The following is a 15,769-nucleotide window of genomic DNA, read 5'->3' as shown; positions in this document are numbered from 1 at the left end:
ACGAGGGCGAAATCGACGGCCTGAAAAGCCGCCGAGCCGAAGTCGGCGAGAGGGGTCAGTTACGGCGCAGGACGACGACCGTGCGGTCGTCGGTCTCGCCGGCCCGGGCGGTCTGGCAGATGCGCTTGGCCGAGCCCACGATCGAGGAACTGATCTCGCGCTCCGCATGACCGAGCATGCGGTCGATGCCCTGGGAGATGTCGACGTCCTTGTGCTCCACGACGCCGTCACTGAACAGCACCAGGATGTCGCCGGGCAGCAGTTGTCCGCGCACCCGGGGGTAGTCGCGCTCGGTGAGGTGGTCGATGATGCCGAGGACGACCCCGGCCTCAGTGGTCATCGCTTCCCAGCGTCCGGCGCCGGCGTGAAACTGCACGGCGGCCGGATGCCCGGCCGAACCGAGCGAGAAGGCACCGTCGGCGAGGTCGACGGCGACGTGGGTCGCGGTCGCAAAACCGTCGGTCCAGCCCTGACGGACCAGGTAGTCGTTGATGGCGGGCAGGACGCGGGACGGTTCAAGGGCACCGAGCAGACCGGAGACCGCGCCACCGAGCAATACGGCCCGGGATCCGGCGGTCGAGCCCTTGCCCGACACGTCGAGCACCGCAGCATTGAAGACTCCGCTGACCTCGCAACCGACCACGACGTCGCCGCAGAACGCCTCGTCGTGAGCGGGCATGACCGCGCTGTCGAGACTCCAGCCCGGTGGCAGGTCGGGCATGTGGGTCTGCACCTCGTGCCGCTGGCGTAGGTCGGTGAGCAGGGTCGCCGCAACCTGGTGGGAGATGCCGCTGCTGCGCGTCCAGGTGCGGTCCAGGGCCGCCACGATGGCGGCGGTCACGCCGATCGCGATCGCGCTGGTGGCCGCACGCTCGGTGAGGTCGGGGGTGCGGATGAAGGCGACCAGGACGAACGCCAGACAGCAATAAGCGAGCGCGACCCCCATGAGCCGGCCACTGAGCATCAGACCGCTCGCGAGCACCGGCGGGAGGAAGAGGCCGTAGCTGTAGTCGGGACGAACCTCGAACAACAACACCAGGAAAGTCGCGATCGTGACGATTGCGGCGGTGATGATCCAGGCCGAGCGTGGCAGGTCGAAGGTGGGTGCCGCCGTCCGCTGCCGACGCAGGAGCCAGCGCATCGGCCGGGACGACAGTCCCGGTGACAGCGATTGCTCGATTCCCATGCCGCAACGCTAACCGTCCGGCGATGTATAGGGAAATGAAGTTGGACAAATCCATACCCGTTTCTCCCCCATCGAGCCGCGAGGGGCGTACCCTGCCCTCCCGCCAAGCACCCGTGCGGGTGTGTCGGGCTAGTCCTCGGCGGGCAACTCTCCACTGTTCTCATACGCAGTCACCATGTCCAAGCGCCGCTGATGACGGGCAACTCCGGCGTACGGCGTCTCGAGGAACACTTTCACCATCGCCTGGGCCTGTTCCTGGGTATGGAAGCGTCCACCCAACGAGATGATCTGAGCGTCGTTGTGCTCACGGGCGAGCTGCGCCAACTCCGTCGAGTAGCACAGCGCCGCGCGGATGCCCTTCACCTTGTTGGCCGCCATCTGCTCGCCGTTGCCGGACCCGCCGAGCACGATGCCCAACGATCCCGGGTCTGCGGCGACACCTTCGGCGGCGCGCAGCACATAGACCGGGTAGTTGTCATGCTCGTCGTACTGCGCCGGACCGTGGTCGACGACCTCGTGGCCCTGCTCGACCAGCCATTCGACCAGGCCGCGCTGCATCTCGTAGGCGGCGTGGTCGCCACCGATGTGAACTCGCATGAGGCTTCTCTCTCTTTCAGCTGAAGTCGGGGTCGGCGTCGCGGGTGCGCTTGAGTTCGTAGAAGCCGGGCGTGCCGGCGACCAGCAGGCAGCCGTCCCAGAGCTTGCCGGCGGCCTCGCCCTTGGGTGCCGGGGTGACCACCGGGCCGAAGAACGCGACGCCCTCGAACGCCACGACCGGCGTCCCGACCTCGTCACCGACCAGGTCGATCGCCCGCTGGTGCGAAGCACGCAACGCCTGGTCGACCTCGTCACCGGGGACGTTCTCGGCGCGGTCGATCAGATCGGCCGGCAGACCGGCGTCCTCGAGCGCCTCGACGCAGACCTGACGCAGGTCCTTCTCGTCGCGTCCGCGGCCTTCGAGGTGGATGCGCTGACCCATCGCGTCGTACAGCTTCTTACGGACGTCGTTCCGCTCGTCCTGCGGCACCGAGAGTTCGGCGGCGATCACCGTTCGCACCGGCAGCCACCCGCGGTCGAGCATCTCGCGGTAGCTCTGCGGCAGATCGCGGCCCTCGTTGAGGACGCTGAGCGACATCACCGACCAGGTGACGTCGACGTCACGGACCTGCTCGACCTGCATCATCCAGCGGGAGGTCATCCAGGCCCACGGGCACATCGGATCGAAGAACATCTCGGCCGTCTTTCGGCCGCCCTGCGGGGCGTCGGTGTCAGTCACGTGCTCATCCTGCCAAACGCGTCGGACGCCCGCGTGGGAGCATGTCGTCCGCGTGCGCCCGACGAAGTGCTCACGTCCGGATCCCCACGAAGGAGTTCATCGGTGGCAACCACCAACCTGACCCGTACCGAGGCCGAGGGCCGCTCGACACTGATCGACGTCGCGTCCTATGACGTGACCCTCGATCTGACGAGCGAGGAGAAAACGTTCGGATCCGTCACCGAGGTGGTCTTCACCGCCGAGCAGGACGGCGACACCTTCATCGACTTCGTCGACGGCACCGTCACCGGCCTCGAACTCAACGGCGAATCGCTCGACGCCGCCGGCAGTTACGACGGTGCGCGCATCGCGTTGACGGTGCGCTCCGGCGAGAACCGGCTGCGGGTCGAAGGCACCGGCACCTACATGAACACCGGTGAGGGCCTGCACCGTTTCGTCGACCCGGTCGACAACGAGGTCTACCTCTACAGCCAGTTCGAGGTCGCCGACTGCCGCCGGATGTTCGCCGTGTGGGATCAGCCCGACCTCAAGGCCACGTTCCGCTTCACCGTCACCGCGCCCGCCCATTGGCAGATCGTCTCCAACCAGCCGACCCCCGAACCGCAGCCCGCCGAGCACACCTGGCGCGACCCTTCCGGCAACGAGCGCCCGACCGCAACCTGGTCGTTCGGGGCCACCCCGGTCATGTCGTCCTACATCACTGCGCTCGTCGCAGGCCCGTACGACGTCGTCCGCGACAGCGTCTCGACCCGTCGCGGCGAGGTGCCGCTGGCGATCTACTGCCGCAGGTCGTTGAGCGAGTTCCTCGACTCCGACAACGTGTTCGACTGCACCAAACGCGGATTCGAGTTCTTCGAGAACGAGTTCGACTGCGAGTACCCGTTCGAGAAGTACGACCAGATCTTCACCCCCGAATACAACGCGGGGGCGATGGAGAACGCCGGCTGCGTGACCTTCAACGAGATCTACATCTTCCGTTCGAAGGTCTCGGACGCGAAGATCGAACGCCGCGCGCTCACGATCCTGCACGAACTCGCGCACATGTGGTTCGGCGACCTGGTCACCATGAAGTGGTGGAACGACCTGTGGCTCAACGAGTCGTTCGCCGAGTGGGCGTCCACCGTCTGCCAGGCGGAAGCGACCGAATGGGACGAGGCCTGGACGACCTTCTCGATCTTGGAGAAGACCTGGGCCTACAACCAGGACCAGCTGAGCTCCACCCACCCGATCGTCGCCGACATCGGCGACCTCGAGGACGTCGAGTCCAACTTCGACGGCATCACCTACGCCAAGGGTGCGTCCGTGCTGAAGCAACTCGTCGCGTACGTCGGCCGCGACCGGTTCGTGCAGGGTCTGCGCTCCTATTTCGCCAAGTACGCGTGGGGCAACACGACCCTGCCCGACCTGCTGACAGAACTTGCGGACGCCTCCGGCCGCGACCTGAAGGCGTGGTCGGCGCTCTGGCTGGAGACCGCGGGCGTCAACACCCTCACTCCGAAGCTGGAGACGGGCGACGACGGCACGATCTCGTCCTTCGTCATCGAGCAGACGGCCACCGAGGAGCTCCCGACACTGCGCCCGCACCGCCTCGCTGTGGGTTGCTATGAGCGCCAGGGCGATTCGTGGGTTCGTACCAACCGCGTCGAGGTTGACGTGGACGGCGCGAGCACGAGCGTCGACGCACTCGTCGGCACGACGCATCCCGGCGTGATCCTGCTCAACGACGACGACCTGGCCTATGCCAAGATCCGCCTGGACGACGCGTCGATGGCGGCGGTGATCGAGCAGCCCGAAGGGTTCGACTCACTCCCCCGCGCGCTCGTGCTGGGTGCCCTGTGGGACATGACGCGTGATGCGCAGCTGCGTGGCCGCGACCTCGTCTCGGTGCTCCAGGTGCTCGTCGGCAAGGAGACCCACTCGGGAATCCTGCGGATGATGCTCACCGTGCTGCGCCAGCTGACCGAGCTGTACATCAGCCCGGACGCGCAGGACGAGGTGCGTGCGCACGTCACCGCCACGTTGCGCGAGGCCGCGTCCCAGGCAGCTCCTGGTTCGGACGCCCAGTTGCAGCTCACCGAGGCGTTCGCCGCGTACGCGTCCACCAAGGACGATGTCGCGTTGGTGCGAGGTCTGCTGTCGGGTCAGGAGTCGTTCGAGGGCCTGGCGATCGACCAGGATCTGCGCTGGTCGTTGCTCACGTCACTCGCCGCCGCAGGGGCCGCGCAGGAGGACGAGATCGCCGCCGAGGAGCAGAAGGACGCGACCGCCAGCGGCAAGGAACGGGCCGCCCTCGTGCGGGCGGCGCTGCCCACCCCCGAGGCGAAGGCCGAGGCGTGGAGCAAGCTGGTCGAGACTCCGGGTCTGCCCAACCAAACGATCGAGGCGATCGGCAAGGGTCTGCAGCGGGTGCACGACCGGCAACTGCTCGCCCCCTATGCGGACAAGTACTTCGCCATGCTGACTTCGATGTGGGCAGACCGAACGTTCCACATCGGTCAGAGCATCGCCAACCTGGCGTTCCCGGTGTCGCTGACCTCGCCGGATCTGCTCGGTGCAGCTCAGCAATGGCTGGACGAGAACGCGTCCGCGCCGGCCGGTCTGGTGCGTGTGGTGACCGAGCACCGCGACGACGTCCAGCGGGCCCTCACCGCGCAGGCATACGACGCTACGCTCTGATCCATCGCACGAAACGCACGGCCCCGCTCCGATCGGAGCGGGGCCGTGCGTTTCGTGCGGTCAGTTCTGCGGCTCGGCGTCGCGGTGGTTCACGCATCGGATCAGTCGCTTGGCGCGACGACTGATCATCACCTCGTCCAGCGTGACCAGCTTGTGGTTGCCGTCTGCAAGAGGCAGACGCCAGTTCGGGTACTCCTCGTCGGTACCCGGCTGGTTGATCGTGCGCACGTCACCGACCAGGTCGTTCACCGAGACTCCGAGCATCTTGCTCGGTGCCCATGCGAGGTACTTGTGCAGGGCGTCGACCTGCTCCTCGATGCCGGCCTTCTCCTTGAGCAGACCCCGCTCGCGCAACTCCGACAGCACTGCCTCGCGCTGAGCGTCGTCCTCGGCGATCTCCTCCTCCAACGGACGAGTGAGCAGACCAAGTTCGTGACGCACCGCGATGTGCTCTCCCTGCAGGTACCCGGCGGTGGGCGGCAGGTCGTGCGTGGTGACGCTCGCCAGGCACAGCGACCGATAGGTCTCGGGGGCACGCGGAGCGGAGCCGTCCTTGCGCTCGAACCACAGGATCGACGTGCCGAGCAGGCCGCGCTCCAGCAGGTAGTCACGGACCCAGTCCTCGACCGTGCCGAGGTCTTCGCCGATCACGACGGCGCCGGCGCGCTGGGCCTCGAGCGCCAGGATGCCGACCATCGCCTCGTGGTCGTAGCGCACGTAGGTGCCGTTCTTCGGGGACTCCCCGCGCGGCACCCACCACAGACGGAAGAGTCCGAGGATGTGGTCGACGCGGATGCCGCCTGCCATGCGCAGCACGGTGCGAAGCATGTCGCGGAACGGCGCGTACCCGAGTTCGGCCAGGCGGTCCGGGCGCCACGGCGGCTGGCTCCAGTCCTGCCCCATCTGGTTGTAGTCGTCCGGCGGGGCGCCGACGCTCACCTGGTGGGCGAGCACGTCTCCGAGCGCCCAGGCGTCCGCGCCACCGGGGTGCACGCCGACTGCGAGGTCGTGGACGACGCCGACACCCATGCCGGCGGCGCGCAGTTCCCGCTGGGCATCGGTCAACTGGCTCTGCACGATCCACTGCAACCAGCACTGGAACTCGACCTCGTCGGCCAGACGTTCCCGCTCGGCAGCAACGGCCTCGCTGCGTGGGTCGCGTAGCTCCTGCGGCCATGTCTCCCAGGGCAACCCGCGGTCGACGACGATGGCCGACCAGGTGGCGAAATCGATGAGGCCCTGGCCCTCGCGGGTCACGAACTCCTCGAACTCGCGAGCGCGGCGGTGCGTGCGTTCGGTACGGAAGATCATCCGCAGGGCGGCCCGCTTGGCCTCCCAGGAGCCGTCACGGTCGAGCTGAGCGAGCTTGTTCAACCGGCGGGCGTCGTCGCTGTGCCACTCCACGAGTTGGTGTTCGGCTGCGGACAGGTAACCGATCTCCGGTACTTCCTCGACCCGGATGTACATCGGGTTGACGAAGCGGCGCGAGGTCGGCAGGTACGGCGAGGGCTCCATCGTCGCGACCGGTTCGGCGGCGTGCACCGGGTTGATCAGTGCGAAGTCGGCACCCTGGCGAGCGCCCCAGGTACCGAGTTCGGCGAGGTCGGCGGCGTCGCCGATGCCCCACGAACGCTCGGAACGCACGGTGTACAGCTGGGTCATCAGACCCCACACGCTGTCGTTCTCCAGCGCGGCCGGCAGGCTGACCTTCTCCGGCGTCACGATCACCGGCGCGCGGTGCTCCTGCGTCGGGCGGGGTGTGGCCTTCGCCCCGTCGGTCGTCGCTACGGACTCCGCGGCGGGCGCTGCGTCGTCCACCGGCTTCTGTCCGACCGACACGATCAGTTCGTGATAACCGAGCGGCAGGTCGCCGGGCAGTTCGATCGTGGTCTCGGCGACCATCTCGCCGTCGATCTCGCGCGGTTCGACGAACCGTTCGACGACGGCGACCTCTCGAGTGCGCCCGTCCTCCAACCGCAGCCTTGCCTCGCTGGGCGCCCCGTCGGCTGCATGCAACGCGACCCACGGCGTCCAGCCTTCGCGCAGGACGATCACACGTGGGACGACGCGGCGCCACGGCTCGAGTTCGCGCTGGGCAAGCGCTGCCCGGGCGGACTGTTCGTCGGATGCGTCCACGTCGAACACGCTCAGCACGGTGCTGATGGTGTGGGCGGACACCTGGACGTGGTTGCCCTTCCAGTCCCAGTAGTCGGTGGCGACGCCGTAGGCGCGGGCGAGGTCGATGAGCGTGCTGGACGGGGCGTCGGACATGGCCGCAAGTTTCGCACGCCCGGCGGAGCCTGACGAACCTTGTCTCGCCCTCCTGCGAAACTTGGCCACATGCCCGACTTCACCGTGAGCGACCAACTGCCGGTCACCATCTGGGACCGGCTCCTCGGCACTCCCTTGATGATCGCCGGGATCGTCGTGATCGCGCTGTTCCTGCGCTGGGTCGTGCACCGCGCGATCCGCAAGGTGATCGCGATGATGGAGCAGCGATCGGCCGAACGGGTCACGAGCGGACGCGCGACGCGGGTGCTGCGGCAGGCCACCGGCCTGGACAACGAGCGACGCAAACAACGCGCGGCGACGGTCGGTTCACTGTTGCGATCGATCTCGACAGTCCTCATCTTCACGATCGCCGCGCTGACGATCATGGCCGAGTTGGGCGTGCCGCTCGCTCCCCTGCTGACCTCGGCCGGCATCGGTGGTGTCGCCCTCGGCTTCGGGGCACAGAGCCTGGTGAAGGATTTCCTGTCCGGGATCTTCATGATCATGGAGGACCAGTACGGAGTCGGCGACGTGATCGACACCGGTGAGGCGATCGGCACGGTCGAGGAGGTCACGCTGCGAGTGACCCGGCTGCGCGACGCGGCCGGTGTCGTCTGGTACGTCCGCAACGGCGAGATCATCCGTATCGGCAACAAGTCTCAGGGCTGGGCCGTCGCACTCATCGACATCCCGATCGCCTACGACCAGCCGGTGGAGAAGGCTCTCGACACCCTGCGCACCGTCACCCGCACCATCGACGACGAATCCCCGTGGAAAGAGGTGTTGCTCGAGGAACCGCAGGTCGCGGGTGTCGAGTCCGTCAGCGGTGGCGTCGTGACGCTACGGATCATCGCCAAGACCGTGCCGGGCGAACAGTACGCGCTGTCCCGTGAGGTGCGCGAGCGCAGTAAGAACGCCTTGGACGCAGCCGGCATCCGCGGTCCTGCGCTGCCGCCGTACTCGGCGGGTGCCGGTATCTGAGCCGTACTGCCTCCCCTGCGGGATCGCAAACCGCGGTTTGAAAGACTGGCGGCGTGACCGAGCAGACGACGTACTACGAACTCATGGGTGGCGAAGCCACCTTCCACAAGCTCGTGCACGAGTTCTACAAGGGTGTCGCGGACGACCCGGAGTTGCGCGCGATGTACCCCGAGGAGGATCTCGGCCCCGCCGAGGTGCGGCTGCGCATGTTCCTCGAACAGTATTGGGGCGGTCCCACCACCTACTCGCAGCAGCGCGGCCACCCACGGCTTCGGATGCGGCACATGCCGTTCGTGATCACTCCGGCCCAGCGCGACCGCTGGTTGCTGCACATGATGAACGCGGTCGACACGCTCGACCTCGAACCCGCACTGGAGAACCTGCTGCGCGATTACCTCACGCGGGCCGCCTACTCCCTGGTGAACGCACCCGAGGATCGCCCGGACGTCACCGGCCTTTCCCAGGCCTGACCAGCGGCCCCGATTTGTGTGAGGGGCCGCACGAGGACGAAACTTGATGACCGTGACTTCCGCCAAACTCGACCTGTCTCAGACCGGCACCACCCTGCACCGCGGTGCCACCGATTCCGCTTGGTGGCGCAGCGCGGTGATCTACCAGATCTACCCCCGCTCCTGGGCCGACGCCAAGGGCGGTGGCGTCGGTGACCTGAAGGGGATCACCTCGCGCCTGCCCTACCTGCATGATCTGGGTATCGACGCCGTCTGGCTGTCGCCGTTTTACACCTCCCCCCAGGCGGACGCCGGCTACGACGTCGCCGACTACCGCGACATCGACCCGATCTTCGGTACGCTCGACGACGCGAAGAGCCTTGTCACCCAAGCACACTCGCTCGGCCTACGAATCATCGTCGACCTTGTGCCGAACCACTCGTCCGACGAGCACGAGTGGTTCAAGGCCGCGTTGGCCGCAGAGCCGGGCTCCCCCGAGCGCGATCTCTACATGTTCCGCGAGGGCAAGGGCGAGAACGGAGAAGAGCCGCCGAACAACTGGCAGAGCGTCTTCGGTGGGCCGGCCTGGACCCGTGTCACCGAGGCCGACGGACAGCCCGGGCAGTGGTACCTGCACCTGTTCGACCCCAAGCAACCCGACTTCAACTGGCAGAACCCGCGCGTGCGCGAGGAGTTCGAGTCGATCCTGAAGTTCTGGCTCGACATCGGCGTCGACGGCTTCCGGGTGGATGTGGCGCACGGCCTCATCAAGCAAGAGGGTCTGCCCGACTGGACCGGCGCGATGAACATGCTCGACCTGACCGACATGGAGAAGCAGCACCCGCCGATGTGGGACCAGGACGGCGTCCACGAGATCTACCGCGACTGGCGCGCGATCCTCGACTCGTACAACACGACCGGGGACGACTCCAAGGACCGCATCATGTGTGCCGAGGCCTGGGTCGACCCGCCCTCGCGCGCGGCTGCCTTCGTCCGCCCGGACGAGTTCCACCAGGCCTTCAACTTCGACTTCCTGCAGGGTGCCTGGCGCGCCGAGGACCTGCGCGAGGTGATCGAGAAGTCGTACGCGGCGAACGACAGCGTCGGCGCACCCACCACCTGGGTGCTGTCCAACCACGACGTCGTGCGTCACGCCAGTCGCCTAGGTCTGCCGATCGGGCGCCCGCGTCCGAACGGGATCGGTGCCGATGACGAGCAGCCGGACGCGGTTGTCGGTCTGCGCCGGGCGCGCGCCGCGACGACGCTCATGCTGGCCCTGCCGGGCGGCTCGTACCTGTACCAGGGTGAGGAACTCGGCCTGCCCGACCACACCTCGATGCCGGACGAGTTCCGTCAGGATCCGACCTTCGCGCGGACCGGGGGCAAGGAACTTGGCCGCGACGGCTGCCGCGTCCCGATGGCCTGGGAGAAGGACTCACCCGCGTTCGGCTTCAACACCACCGGTGAGACCTGGCTGCCGCAGCCGGAGGTCTACGGATCGTTGGCCGTCGACCAGCAGGACGGCGTAGAGGACTCCACCTTGGAGCTTTACCGCACGCTGCTGCGTATCCGTCGCGAGCGGGACCTGGGTGAGGGTTCGATCGTGGAGCTCGACTCCCCCGCCGACACAGTCGTGTTCCGTGTCGAGTGCCGCGCCGAGCAGACCTACGTCGCCGTCAACCTAGGCTCTGATCCGTTCGAACTCTCTTCTGGCGCAACGGTTCTGGTGTCCAGCGAGCCTGGCGTGACGACCACTCTGCCTACGGACACGGCGGTCTGGTTCACCGCCTGACCGGCCGCCTCGGAATCCGCGCGGACCCCCTTCGGTTCGCGCGGATTCTTCGTTTCAGCGGGTCAGCACGAACCCTGCCGGGGTGCTGAGGCGTCCCCACCGACCGCACCGATGCCACGAGGCTTCGTCACCGACGAGGAAGCCGAGCGCGTCGGCGGCGAACGCTGCGCCCGCAGGCATGCCTTCCTCTGGAACACGTCCCCACACGCGTTCGCGGAGGTTCGCGACCGCGGCTGCACCGGCGACGACCGGAGTGCCCACGGCGACCTCGGCGATGCCCTCACGTGCGATCTCCTGCAGGCGCGCGACGGCGATCGTCGCTGCGGGCTCCCAGCCTGATCGAGGCGCGGAGATACCCAGCCAGGGCGCCGAAACCTGTTGCGGCGGAACGGAAAACACAGTCTCGACGCCGCGTGCCAGACGGTCGCGCACGGAAACAAGCGCCACAGCGATGTCGAGGTCGGCGGGCTGGGTGAGCCGCTGCACCCGCAGGCCCAGGGTCAGTCCGGTATGAGTGAGACTGCGTCCGGGCAGAACCTCGACCCAGGACGCCAGCACCGTGCCGGAGGCCTGCAGTCGCAGGGCACCATCGGGGGCCACACGCAATGCGCGCCGGATGAAGGTCGCGAAGTCGTCCGCCGATCGTTGATCCTCGAAGTGGAGCGTGGTCATCGGGTGCGGCGCTTCATCGGCACCGGATCACCGAAGAATTTCTCCAGGTCGGCGCGCATCTCGGGCGAAATGCGGGTGGGTCGCTGGGTCTCGACGTCGAAGGTGACCAGCGTTCCCTCCGAGCGGGCATACACGGTTGCGTCTTCGTCGCGGCAGGAGAGCACCTCGTAGGCGAGGTCGAACGAGGCACCCGCGATACGCGACACCCACATCGCGATGGTGATCGTCGGACCGCGGTACGGCAGCTGCTGCAGGTAGTCGATCTCGCTGCGCGCCACCAGCAACGGCTGCTTGTCGTGGCCGAGATCGCCGAACCAGTCGCGCATGCCGAGCACACGCGCCTCCTCCAGCAGGCGGAGGTACTGGACGTTGTTGACGTGGCGGTTGGCGTCCATGTCGGACCAGCGCAACGGCACGTCGATGTAGTACGGACGTTTCGGCATGGGTCCATCATCGCAAGTGCCCTACCCGTGGGTCGCTAGAGTGTCGGCGTGACTTCTTCCGGCGACACCCCTGACCTCGACGCCGTCGCGGACCTGCTCGATGTACTCGACCTCAAGCACGAGGGAACCACGCGCTTCGGCCCGCTGGACGCGTCCACCGACCCGGACGACAACCACAGCCACGAGATGGACTTGTACGTCGGTCGCAGCCAGGAGACCCCACACAAGCGTGCATTCGGCGGTCAGGTGCTGGCTCAGTCGGTCATGGCCGCGGGTCTCTCCATCCGCGCGAACGCCGGGCTCGACGAGCGCCCCATCCACTCCCTGCACGCCTACTTCATCCGCCCGGGTGACTCGCTCAAGCCGATCAGTTTCGCCGTCGAGAACTTGCGCGACGGGCGGTCGTTCTCGGTCCGCCGGGTGTACGCGATGCAGAACGGTCAGACGTTGCTGTCGGCGACCTTGTCCTTCCAGGTGCCGGCCGAGGGGCTGGAACATCAGTCGGAGATGCCATCGGTGCCTGAACCCGACCGGGTGCGCACCACGCCGCAGGAGCTCGAGGGCATCGACCACCCGGTGGCCGACCACTGGCGCAGTCGCTCGATCGATGTCCGCACCGTCGAGGGGGCGCTGTTCTTCCAACCGGGCCGACAGAAGTACGCGGCGCAGAACGTCTGGATGAAGACGATCACGCAGTTGCCAGAGGACCCGCTGATCCACGCCGCCGTGATGGCGTATGCCTCCGACTACACGCTGCTCGAGTCGGTGCTTCGCAAGCACGGTTTGGTGTGGTCGGACCCGCGCCTGCGCGCAGCCAGCCTGGACCACTCGATGTGGTTCCACCGTCCCGGGCGAATCGACGAATGGCTGCTCTACCAGCAGGAGTCGCCGTCGGCCTCCGGTGGGCGCGGCTTGGGCATGGGTCGTCTCTACGGTATCGACGGGACGCTGCTATGCACGGTCGCGCAGGAGGGCATGTTGCGCCTGAAACAGGACTGACGAAGTCGACAGGACCCGCTCTGGTGCAGCGGGCCTTTTCGATTTCGAACGCAACTCAGCGGACTGCATTTGCCTCGATCGCGTCACGCACCCACTGCCGGCATACGGGATCAGAGCAGCGTCGCCGGGGCGTCCTTGTGCGCGCGCCAGTAGAGGCTGCCGGCGGCGATGCCGATCGCGAGGCCGGCGATGAAGGCGCCCATGGCGGTGTACTTCACGAACACTAGCGGTGAGAGTGCCACGGCAATCAGCGCGATTGCGGCGATGGCGGCCGGGTGCAGCTTCAAGACGACTTTGTAGGCCAGGATCCCGAGGATGTTACCGATTACCCATCCGGCGATCGGGTCGGTCAGCCAGGCCGGGTCGGGCAGCAGACCCTTCTGCGGCTGGAAGATGGCCAGCATGCCCACCAGGATCACTAAGGCACCGATGTCGATGAGCAGCCAGGTGGCGGCGGCGACGTGGTGGAAGCCTGGACGTTCGTTCAGTGGGGTGCGGGTGCGCTCTGCCATGGGCTTCTTCTCCTTGCGGTGGACGCGGCGAGCTTACCAGCGGGTAGGGTCCGCTGGTGGGATGTGCTTGGAGATTGACGCCTTGGTCGACCCGGCCGCTTGCTTGAATAGGGACTGATTCACGCAGCAAATGCCCGACCTGTGTGGGGTCAAGGCGGCGTACGGGCGAACCCCGCCATCACGGATCATGAAGACCGCACTGGACAGGGACGCCGACCCGGCACCCACGATCCCCACGCGGCGGTTCTCGGGCCCCCTCCGGCGGTTGCGGCCGGGCGGAGGTTTCCTAGTTCCCGCTGCTGTAGTGCATGGCCTCCTCCTCCAACATCCCTCAAACTGAGCGAACTCATTTCTGAGTGCGCTACTGCTATTTGCGTATGATCAGAAGGTGACGTCGACTACACAGGCCCCGCATCGAAGTAACCCAGTTCCGGGTGGGCGCCGTGAAGCAGCGAAGTCCCGCAAGCGTGCCGCGATCCTTGTCGCTGCGCAGGCGCAGCTCGCCGAACACGGTTACGACCGGATGACCGTCGCCCACGTCGCACAGGACGCCGGCATCGCTATCGGAACCTTGTTCACGTACGCCGCCACGAAGGCTGAACTCTTGATGATGGTCACCGCCGACCGCTGGTCGGACTTCGTACCTTTGACGATCCAGTCGGCACCGCCAGGCGATCCTGTACGTGCGCTGCGACACCTGCTCGCACCATTCGTCGACATCGCACTGCGTGAGCCGGCGACAACGGTCGCCGTGGCCCGAGAACTCCTGTTCGGCCAGCCCGGCCCCCACCGCCAAGCCGTGCTCTCCCTCGTCGCCGATCTTGAAGCGGCGATGGCCCGCTTACTTGCTGAAGCCGGAAGCACACGAGCCGCCGAGGCAGCCACCATGCTGTTCGCGGGTGTCCTGTTCGAAGCCAACCGGGCACGCGACCGGCGAATCATCCGCGCCGACGACATGGACGAACGGGTCGAACGTCTCATCGAAGCCTGCCTGCCCCGCAACGAATCGAGCACCCATGCCTGAGCTCCCCACCCCTGACCAGACCCCCCGACACCGGGCCCCCGACGAGGACGAGCAGGTGCCGGGCGAGGACACCCATTGCGCGGGCGACGCCCCACCGAAGGAAACGACGCCGGTGGGGTCGTCGCCGGCCCTTACCGACGGCCCCCGTCCGGGCTACGAACGCAGCGCCGACGAACCGGTCCGTGAGCGTCTGCGCGACATCTTCGGCATCTCCTCTCTCGGGCTCGTCATCGGAGCCTTCCTCCTGCACCTGGGTTTCATCGCCTCCTATGTGGGCGCCTTCCACCAGCAGCAGCCGCACGGACTCCAGGTCAGCGTGATCTCCGACCACAACTGGCAGTCCTACGTCGCCAACCAACTGAACGCGATCCCCGGGAAGCCGGTGTACGCCTACGCTGAGACCGACCTGGCCACCGCGAAGAAGATGCTCACCGAACGGCGCCGCCAAGGCGTCTACCTGTTCAACCCCAACGGGAACACCGACACCCTTCTGGTCGCGTCCTCCGCCGGATCATCGGACGCGGCAGCAGTCGAGCTCATCTTCCAGCAGGTGGCCGCCAAGCAGGGGCGCTCGGTACAGATGACGGACATCGCGCCGGTGCAACCCGGAGACAGTCGTGGCATCACCGGCTTCTACCTGGTCACCGGCTGGCTGGTCGGCGGTTACCTGATGGCTTCACTAGTGGGTCTGAGCCGAGGCGGCAAGGCCCGCAACTTCCGGCGCATGCTGTGGCGTCTGGCGCTGTGCGCGGTCTATGCGGTGCTTGCCGGACTACTCGGCACCCTGATCGTCGACCAGTGGCTCGGCGCACTGACCGGCCACTACTGGCAGCTGGCCGCGATCGGGATGTTGCTGTCGGCGACCGCCTCGATCTTCACCATGGGCATGGAGGCAGTCTTCGGCGTTGTCGGCGTCGGGATCGCGATCCTGCTGTTCGTCGTGTTGGGCAACCCCTCCGCCGGCGGGGCCTTCAACTACGAGGTCCTTCCCCAGCCGTGGCGCTTCATGGGTCAGTGGTTGCCGAACGGTGCAGGAGTCGACGCCGTTCGCAGCGTCGTCTACCTCGACGGTTACAGCCTCGGCTTCCACCTCTCAGCCATGGCCTGGTGGCTCGCGGTCGGCCTGCTGGTCTTCCTGCTCGCAGCCAACAACACCTACTGGGGCATTCGGCGACCGATGGACCAGGCCGACTGAGGCACAGAGCCTACGTGCTCACGACCGGAGCGCGACCTGCAACGCCACAGCGAAGCAGGCAAAACCGGCGCGCCTCGTAACCGCCACAAGGACCGGCTGCGCGCGTCGCTCCAGCGCTGCTCGGCCTCCGCTTGTGCTTCCTCCAAGCCCTCACCGAAAAACTTCTTCATGTCCTCGGTGTGCAAGCGGTAGCCGCCCAGCGAGCGCTCGCTCGGCACGCACAGTCCGATGCGGTCGTAGTGGTGCAGCGTTCGCACCGTGAGCCCGAGAGAACGCCACATCTTCGACCGTCA

Annotated in this window: 15 protein-coding genes; 7 read left to right on the top strand and 8 right to left on the bottom strand. The window is 67.0% G+C overall.

Going from position 1 to position 15,769, the window contains the following annotated elements:
- Positions 1-55: 55 nt before the first annotated feature.
- The 3 genes from FB459_RS07115 to FB459_RS07105 form a co-directional block, all read right to left on the bottom strand.
- The gene (locus tag FB459_RS07115; RefSeq protein ID WP_141927959.1) at positions 56-1,186 is read right to left on the bottom strand and encodes a PP2C family protein-serine/threonine phosphatase; all 1,131 of its coding nucleotides are present in this window, start codon (positions 1,184-1,186) and stop codon (positions 56-58) included.
- 129 nt (positions 1,187-1,315) lie between these two features.
- A complete protein-coding gene (locus FB459_RS07110) occupies positions 1,316-1,783 on the bottom strand; it encodes a ribose-5-phosphate isomerase (RefSeq protein WP_129624879.1) in 468 nt (155 codons plus the stop codon).
- A 16-nt stretch (positions 1,784-1,799) separates the two neighbouring features.
- Complete coding sequence (locus tag FB459_RS07105; protein ID WP_129624970.1) at positions 1,800-2,417, bottom strand: mycothiol-dependent nitroreductase Rv2466c family protein; 618 nt, start codon at positions 2,415-2,417, stop codon at positions 1,800-1,802.
- Between the two features lie 147 nt (positions 2,418-2,564).
- Between FB459_RS07105 and pepN the strand changes: the two genes are divergently transcribed.
- Entirely contained in the window at positions 2,565-5,138 is a 2,574-nt protein-coding gene (pepN, locus tag FB459_RS07100) for an aminopeptidase N (protein ID WP_129624878.1), read from the top strand.
- Between the two features lie 60 nt (positions 5,139-5,198).
- Here the strand turns inward: pepN and malQ are convergent, their stop codons facing one another.
- Positions 5,199-7,409: a 4-alpha-glucanotransferase gene (gene malQ, locus FB459_RS07095; RefSeq protein WP_141927958.1), complete on the bottom strand. Its 2,211-nt coding sequence runs from the start codon at positions 7,407-7,409 to the stop codon at positions 5,199-5,201.
- Between the two features lie 69 nt (positions 7,410-7,478).
- On the opposite strand from malQ, the gene FB459_RS07090 reads away from it, so the two are divergent.
- From FB459_RS07090 to FB459_RS07080, 3 genes are read left to right on the top strand one after another with little or no spacing between them, the layout of a single operon-like run.
- A complete protein-coding gene (locus tag FB459_RS07090) occupies positions 7,479-8,390 on the top strand; it encodes a mechanosensitive ion channel family protein (RefSeq protein WP_141927957.1) in 912 nt (303 codons plus the stop codon).
- A 53-nt stretch (positions 8,391-8,443) separates the two neighbouring features.
- The gene (locus FB459_RS07085) at positions 8,444-8,860 is read left to right on the top strand and encodes a globin (protein ID WP_281279541.1); all 417 of its coding nucleotides are present in this window, start codon (positions 8,444-8,446) and stop codon (positions 8,858-8,860) included.
- Positions 8,861-8,906: 46 nt separating this feature from the next.
- A complete protein-coding gene (locus FB459_RS07080) occupies positions 8,907-10,631 on the top strand; it encodes a glycoside hydrolase family 13 protein (RefSeq protein WP_141927956.1) in 1,725 nt (574 codons plus the stop codon).
- A 54-nt stretch (positions 10,632-10,685) separates the two neighbouring features.
- On the opposite strand, the gene FB459_RS07075 is transcribed toward FB459_RS07080, so the two are convergent.
- Entirely contained in the window at positions 10,686-11,303 is a 618-nt protein-coding gene (locus FB459_RS07075; protein ID WP_141927955.1) for a DUF8185 domain-containing protein, read from the bottom strand.
- Entirely contained in the window at positions 11,300-11,746 is a 447-nt protein-coding gene (locus FB459_RS07070) for an acyl-CoA thioesterase (RefSeq protein WP_141927954.1), read from the bottom strand. The genes FB459_RS07075 and FB459_RS07070 overlap by 4 nt, the downstream gene beginning before the upstream one ends.
- Positions 11,747-11,794: 48 nt before the next feature.
- On the opposite strand from FB459_RS07070, the gene FB459_RS07065 reads away from it, so the two are divergent.
- The gene (locus FB459_RS07065) at positions 11,795-12,745 is read left to right on the top strand and encodes an acyl-CoA thioesterase (RefSeq protein WP_129624872.1); all 951 of its coding nucleotides are present in this window, start codon (positions 11,795-11,797) and stop codon (positions 12,743-12,745) included.
- Positions 12,746-12,855: 110 nt separating this feature from the next.
- Here FB459_RS07065 and FB459_RS07060 read toward each other — a convergent pair whose 3' ends face one another.
- Positions 12,856-13,257, bottom strand: coding sequence for a hypothetical protein (locus tag FB459_RS07060; RefSeq protein ID WP_129624871.1), 402 nt, complete (start codon positions 13,255-13,257; stop codon positions 12,856-12,858).
- Positions 13,258-13,645: 388 nt separating this feature from the next.
- On the opposite strand from FB459_RS07060, the gene FB459_RS07055 reads away from it, so the two are divergent.
- Positions 13,646-14,281, top strand: coding sequence for a TetR/AcrR family transcriptional regulator (locus tag FB459_RS07055; RefSeq protein ID WP_170221767.1), 636 nt, complete (start codon positions 13,646-13,648; stop codon positions 14,279-14,281).
- A complete protein-coding gene (locus tag FB459_RS07050) occupies positions 14,274-15,476 on the top strand; it encodes an ABC-2 transporter permease (RefSeq protein WP_141927952.1) in 1,203 nt (400 codons plus the stop codon). The genes FB459_RS07055 and FB459_RS07050 overlap by 8 nt, the downstream gene beginning before the upstream one ends.
- On the opposite strand, the gene FB459_RS07045 is transcribed toward FB459_RS07050, so the two are convergent.
- Complete coding sequence (locus FB459_RS07045; protein WP_141927951.1) at positions 15,437-15,757, bottom strand: MerR family DNA-binding transcriptional regulator; 321 nt, start codon at positions 15,755-15,757, stop codon at positions 15,437-15,439. The genes FB459_RS07050 and FB459_RS07045 overlap by 40 nt on opposite strands.
- Positions 15,758-15,769 lie beyond the last annotated feature (12 nt).

The organism is Yimella lutea, assembly GCF_006715095.1.
GTDB classification, from domain to species: Bacteria; Actinomycetota; Actinomycetes; order Actinomycetales; family Dermatophilaceae; genus Yimella; species Yimella lutea.
This window is presented reverse-complemented; position numbering and strand designations above follow the sequence as displayed.

Excerpts from the sequence above, each read along its gene's own strand:
- FB459_RS07115 (WP_141927959.1), bottom strand. The coding sequence starts at position 1,186 with ATGGGAATCGAGCAATCGCTGTCACCGGGACTGTCGTCCCGGCCGATG.
- FB459_RS07110 (WP_129624879.1), bottom strand. The coding sequence starts at position 1,783 with ATGCGAGTTCACATCGGTGGCGACCACGCCGCCTACGAGATGCAGCGC.
- FB459_RS07105 (WP_129624970.1), bottom strand. The coding sequence starts at position 2,417 with ATGTTCTTCGATCCGATGTGCCCGTGGGCCTGGATGACCTCCCGCTGG.
- malQ (WP_141927958.1), bottom strand. The coding sequence starts at position 7,409 with ATGTCCGACGCCCCGTCCAGCACGCTCATCGACCTCGCCCGCGCCTAC.
- FB459_RS07090 (WP_141927957.1), top strand. The coding sequence starts at position 7,479 with ATGCCCGACTTCACCGTGAGCGACCAACTGCCGGTCACCATCTGGGAC.
- FB459_RS07080 (WP_141927956.1), top strand. The coding sequence starts at position 8,907 with ATGACCGTGACTTCCGCCAAACTCGACCTGTCTCAGACCGGCACCACC.
- FB459_RS07075 (WP_141927955.1), bottom strand. The coding sequence starts at position 11,303 with ATGACCACGCTCCACTTCGAGGATCAACGATCGGCGGACGACTTCGCG.
- FB459_RS07070 (WP_141927954.1), bottom strand. The coding sequence starts at position 11,746 with ATGCCGAAACGTCCGTACTACATCGACGTGCCGTTGCGCTGGTCCGAC.
- FB459_RS07060 (WP_129624871.1), bottom strand. The coding sequence starts at position 13,257 with ATGGCAGAGCGCACCCGCACCCCACTGAACGAACGTCCAGGCTTCCAC.
- FB459_RS07050 (WP_141927952.1), top strand. The coding sequence starts at position 14,274 with ATGCCTGAGCTCCCCACCCCTGACCAGACCCCCCGACACCGGGCCCCC.
- FB459_RS07045 (WP_141927951.1), bottom strand. The coding sequence starts at position 15,757 with ATGTGGCGTTCTCTCGGGCTCACGGTGCGAACGCTGCACCACTACGAC.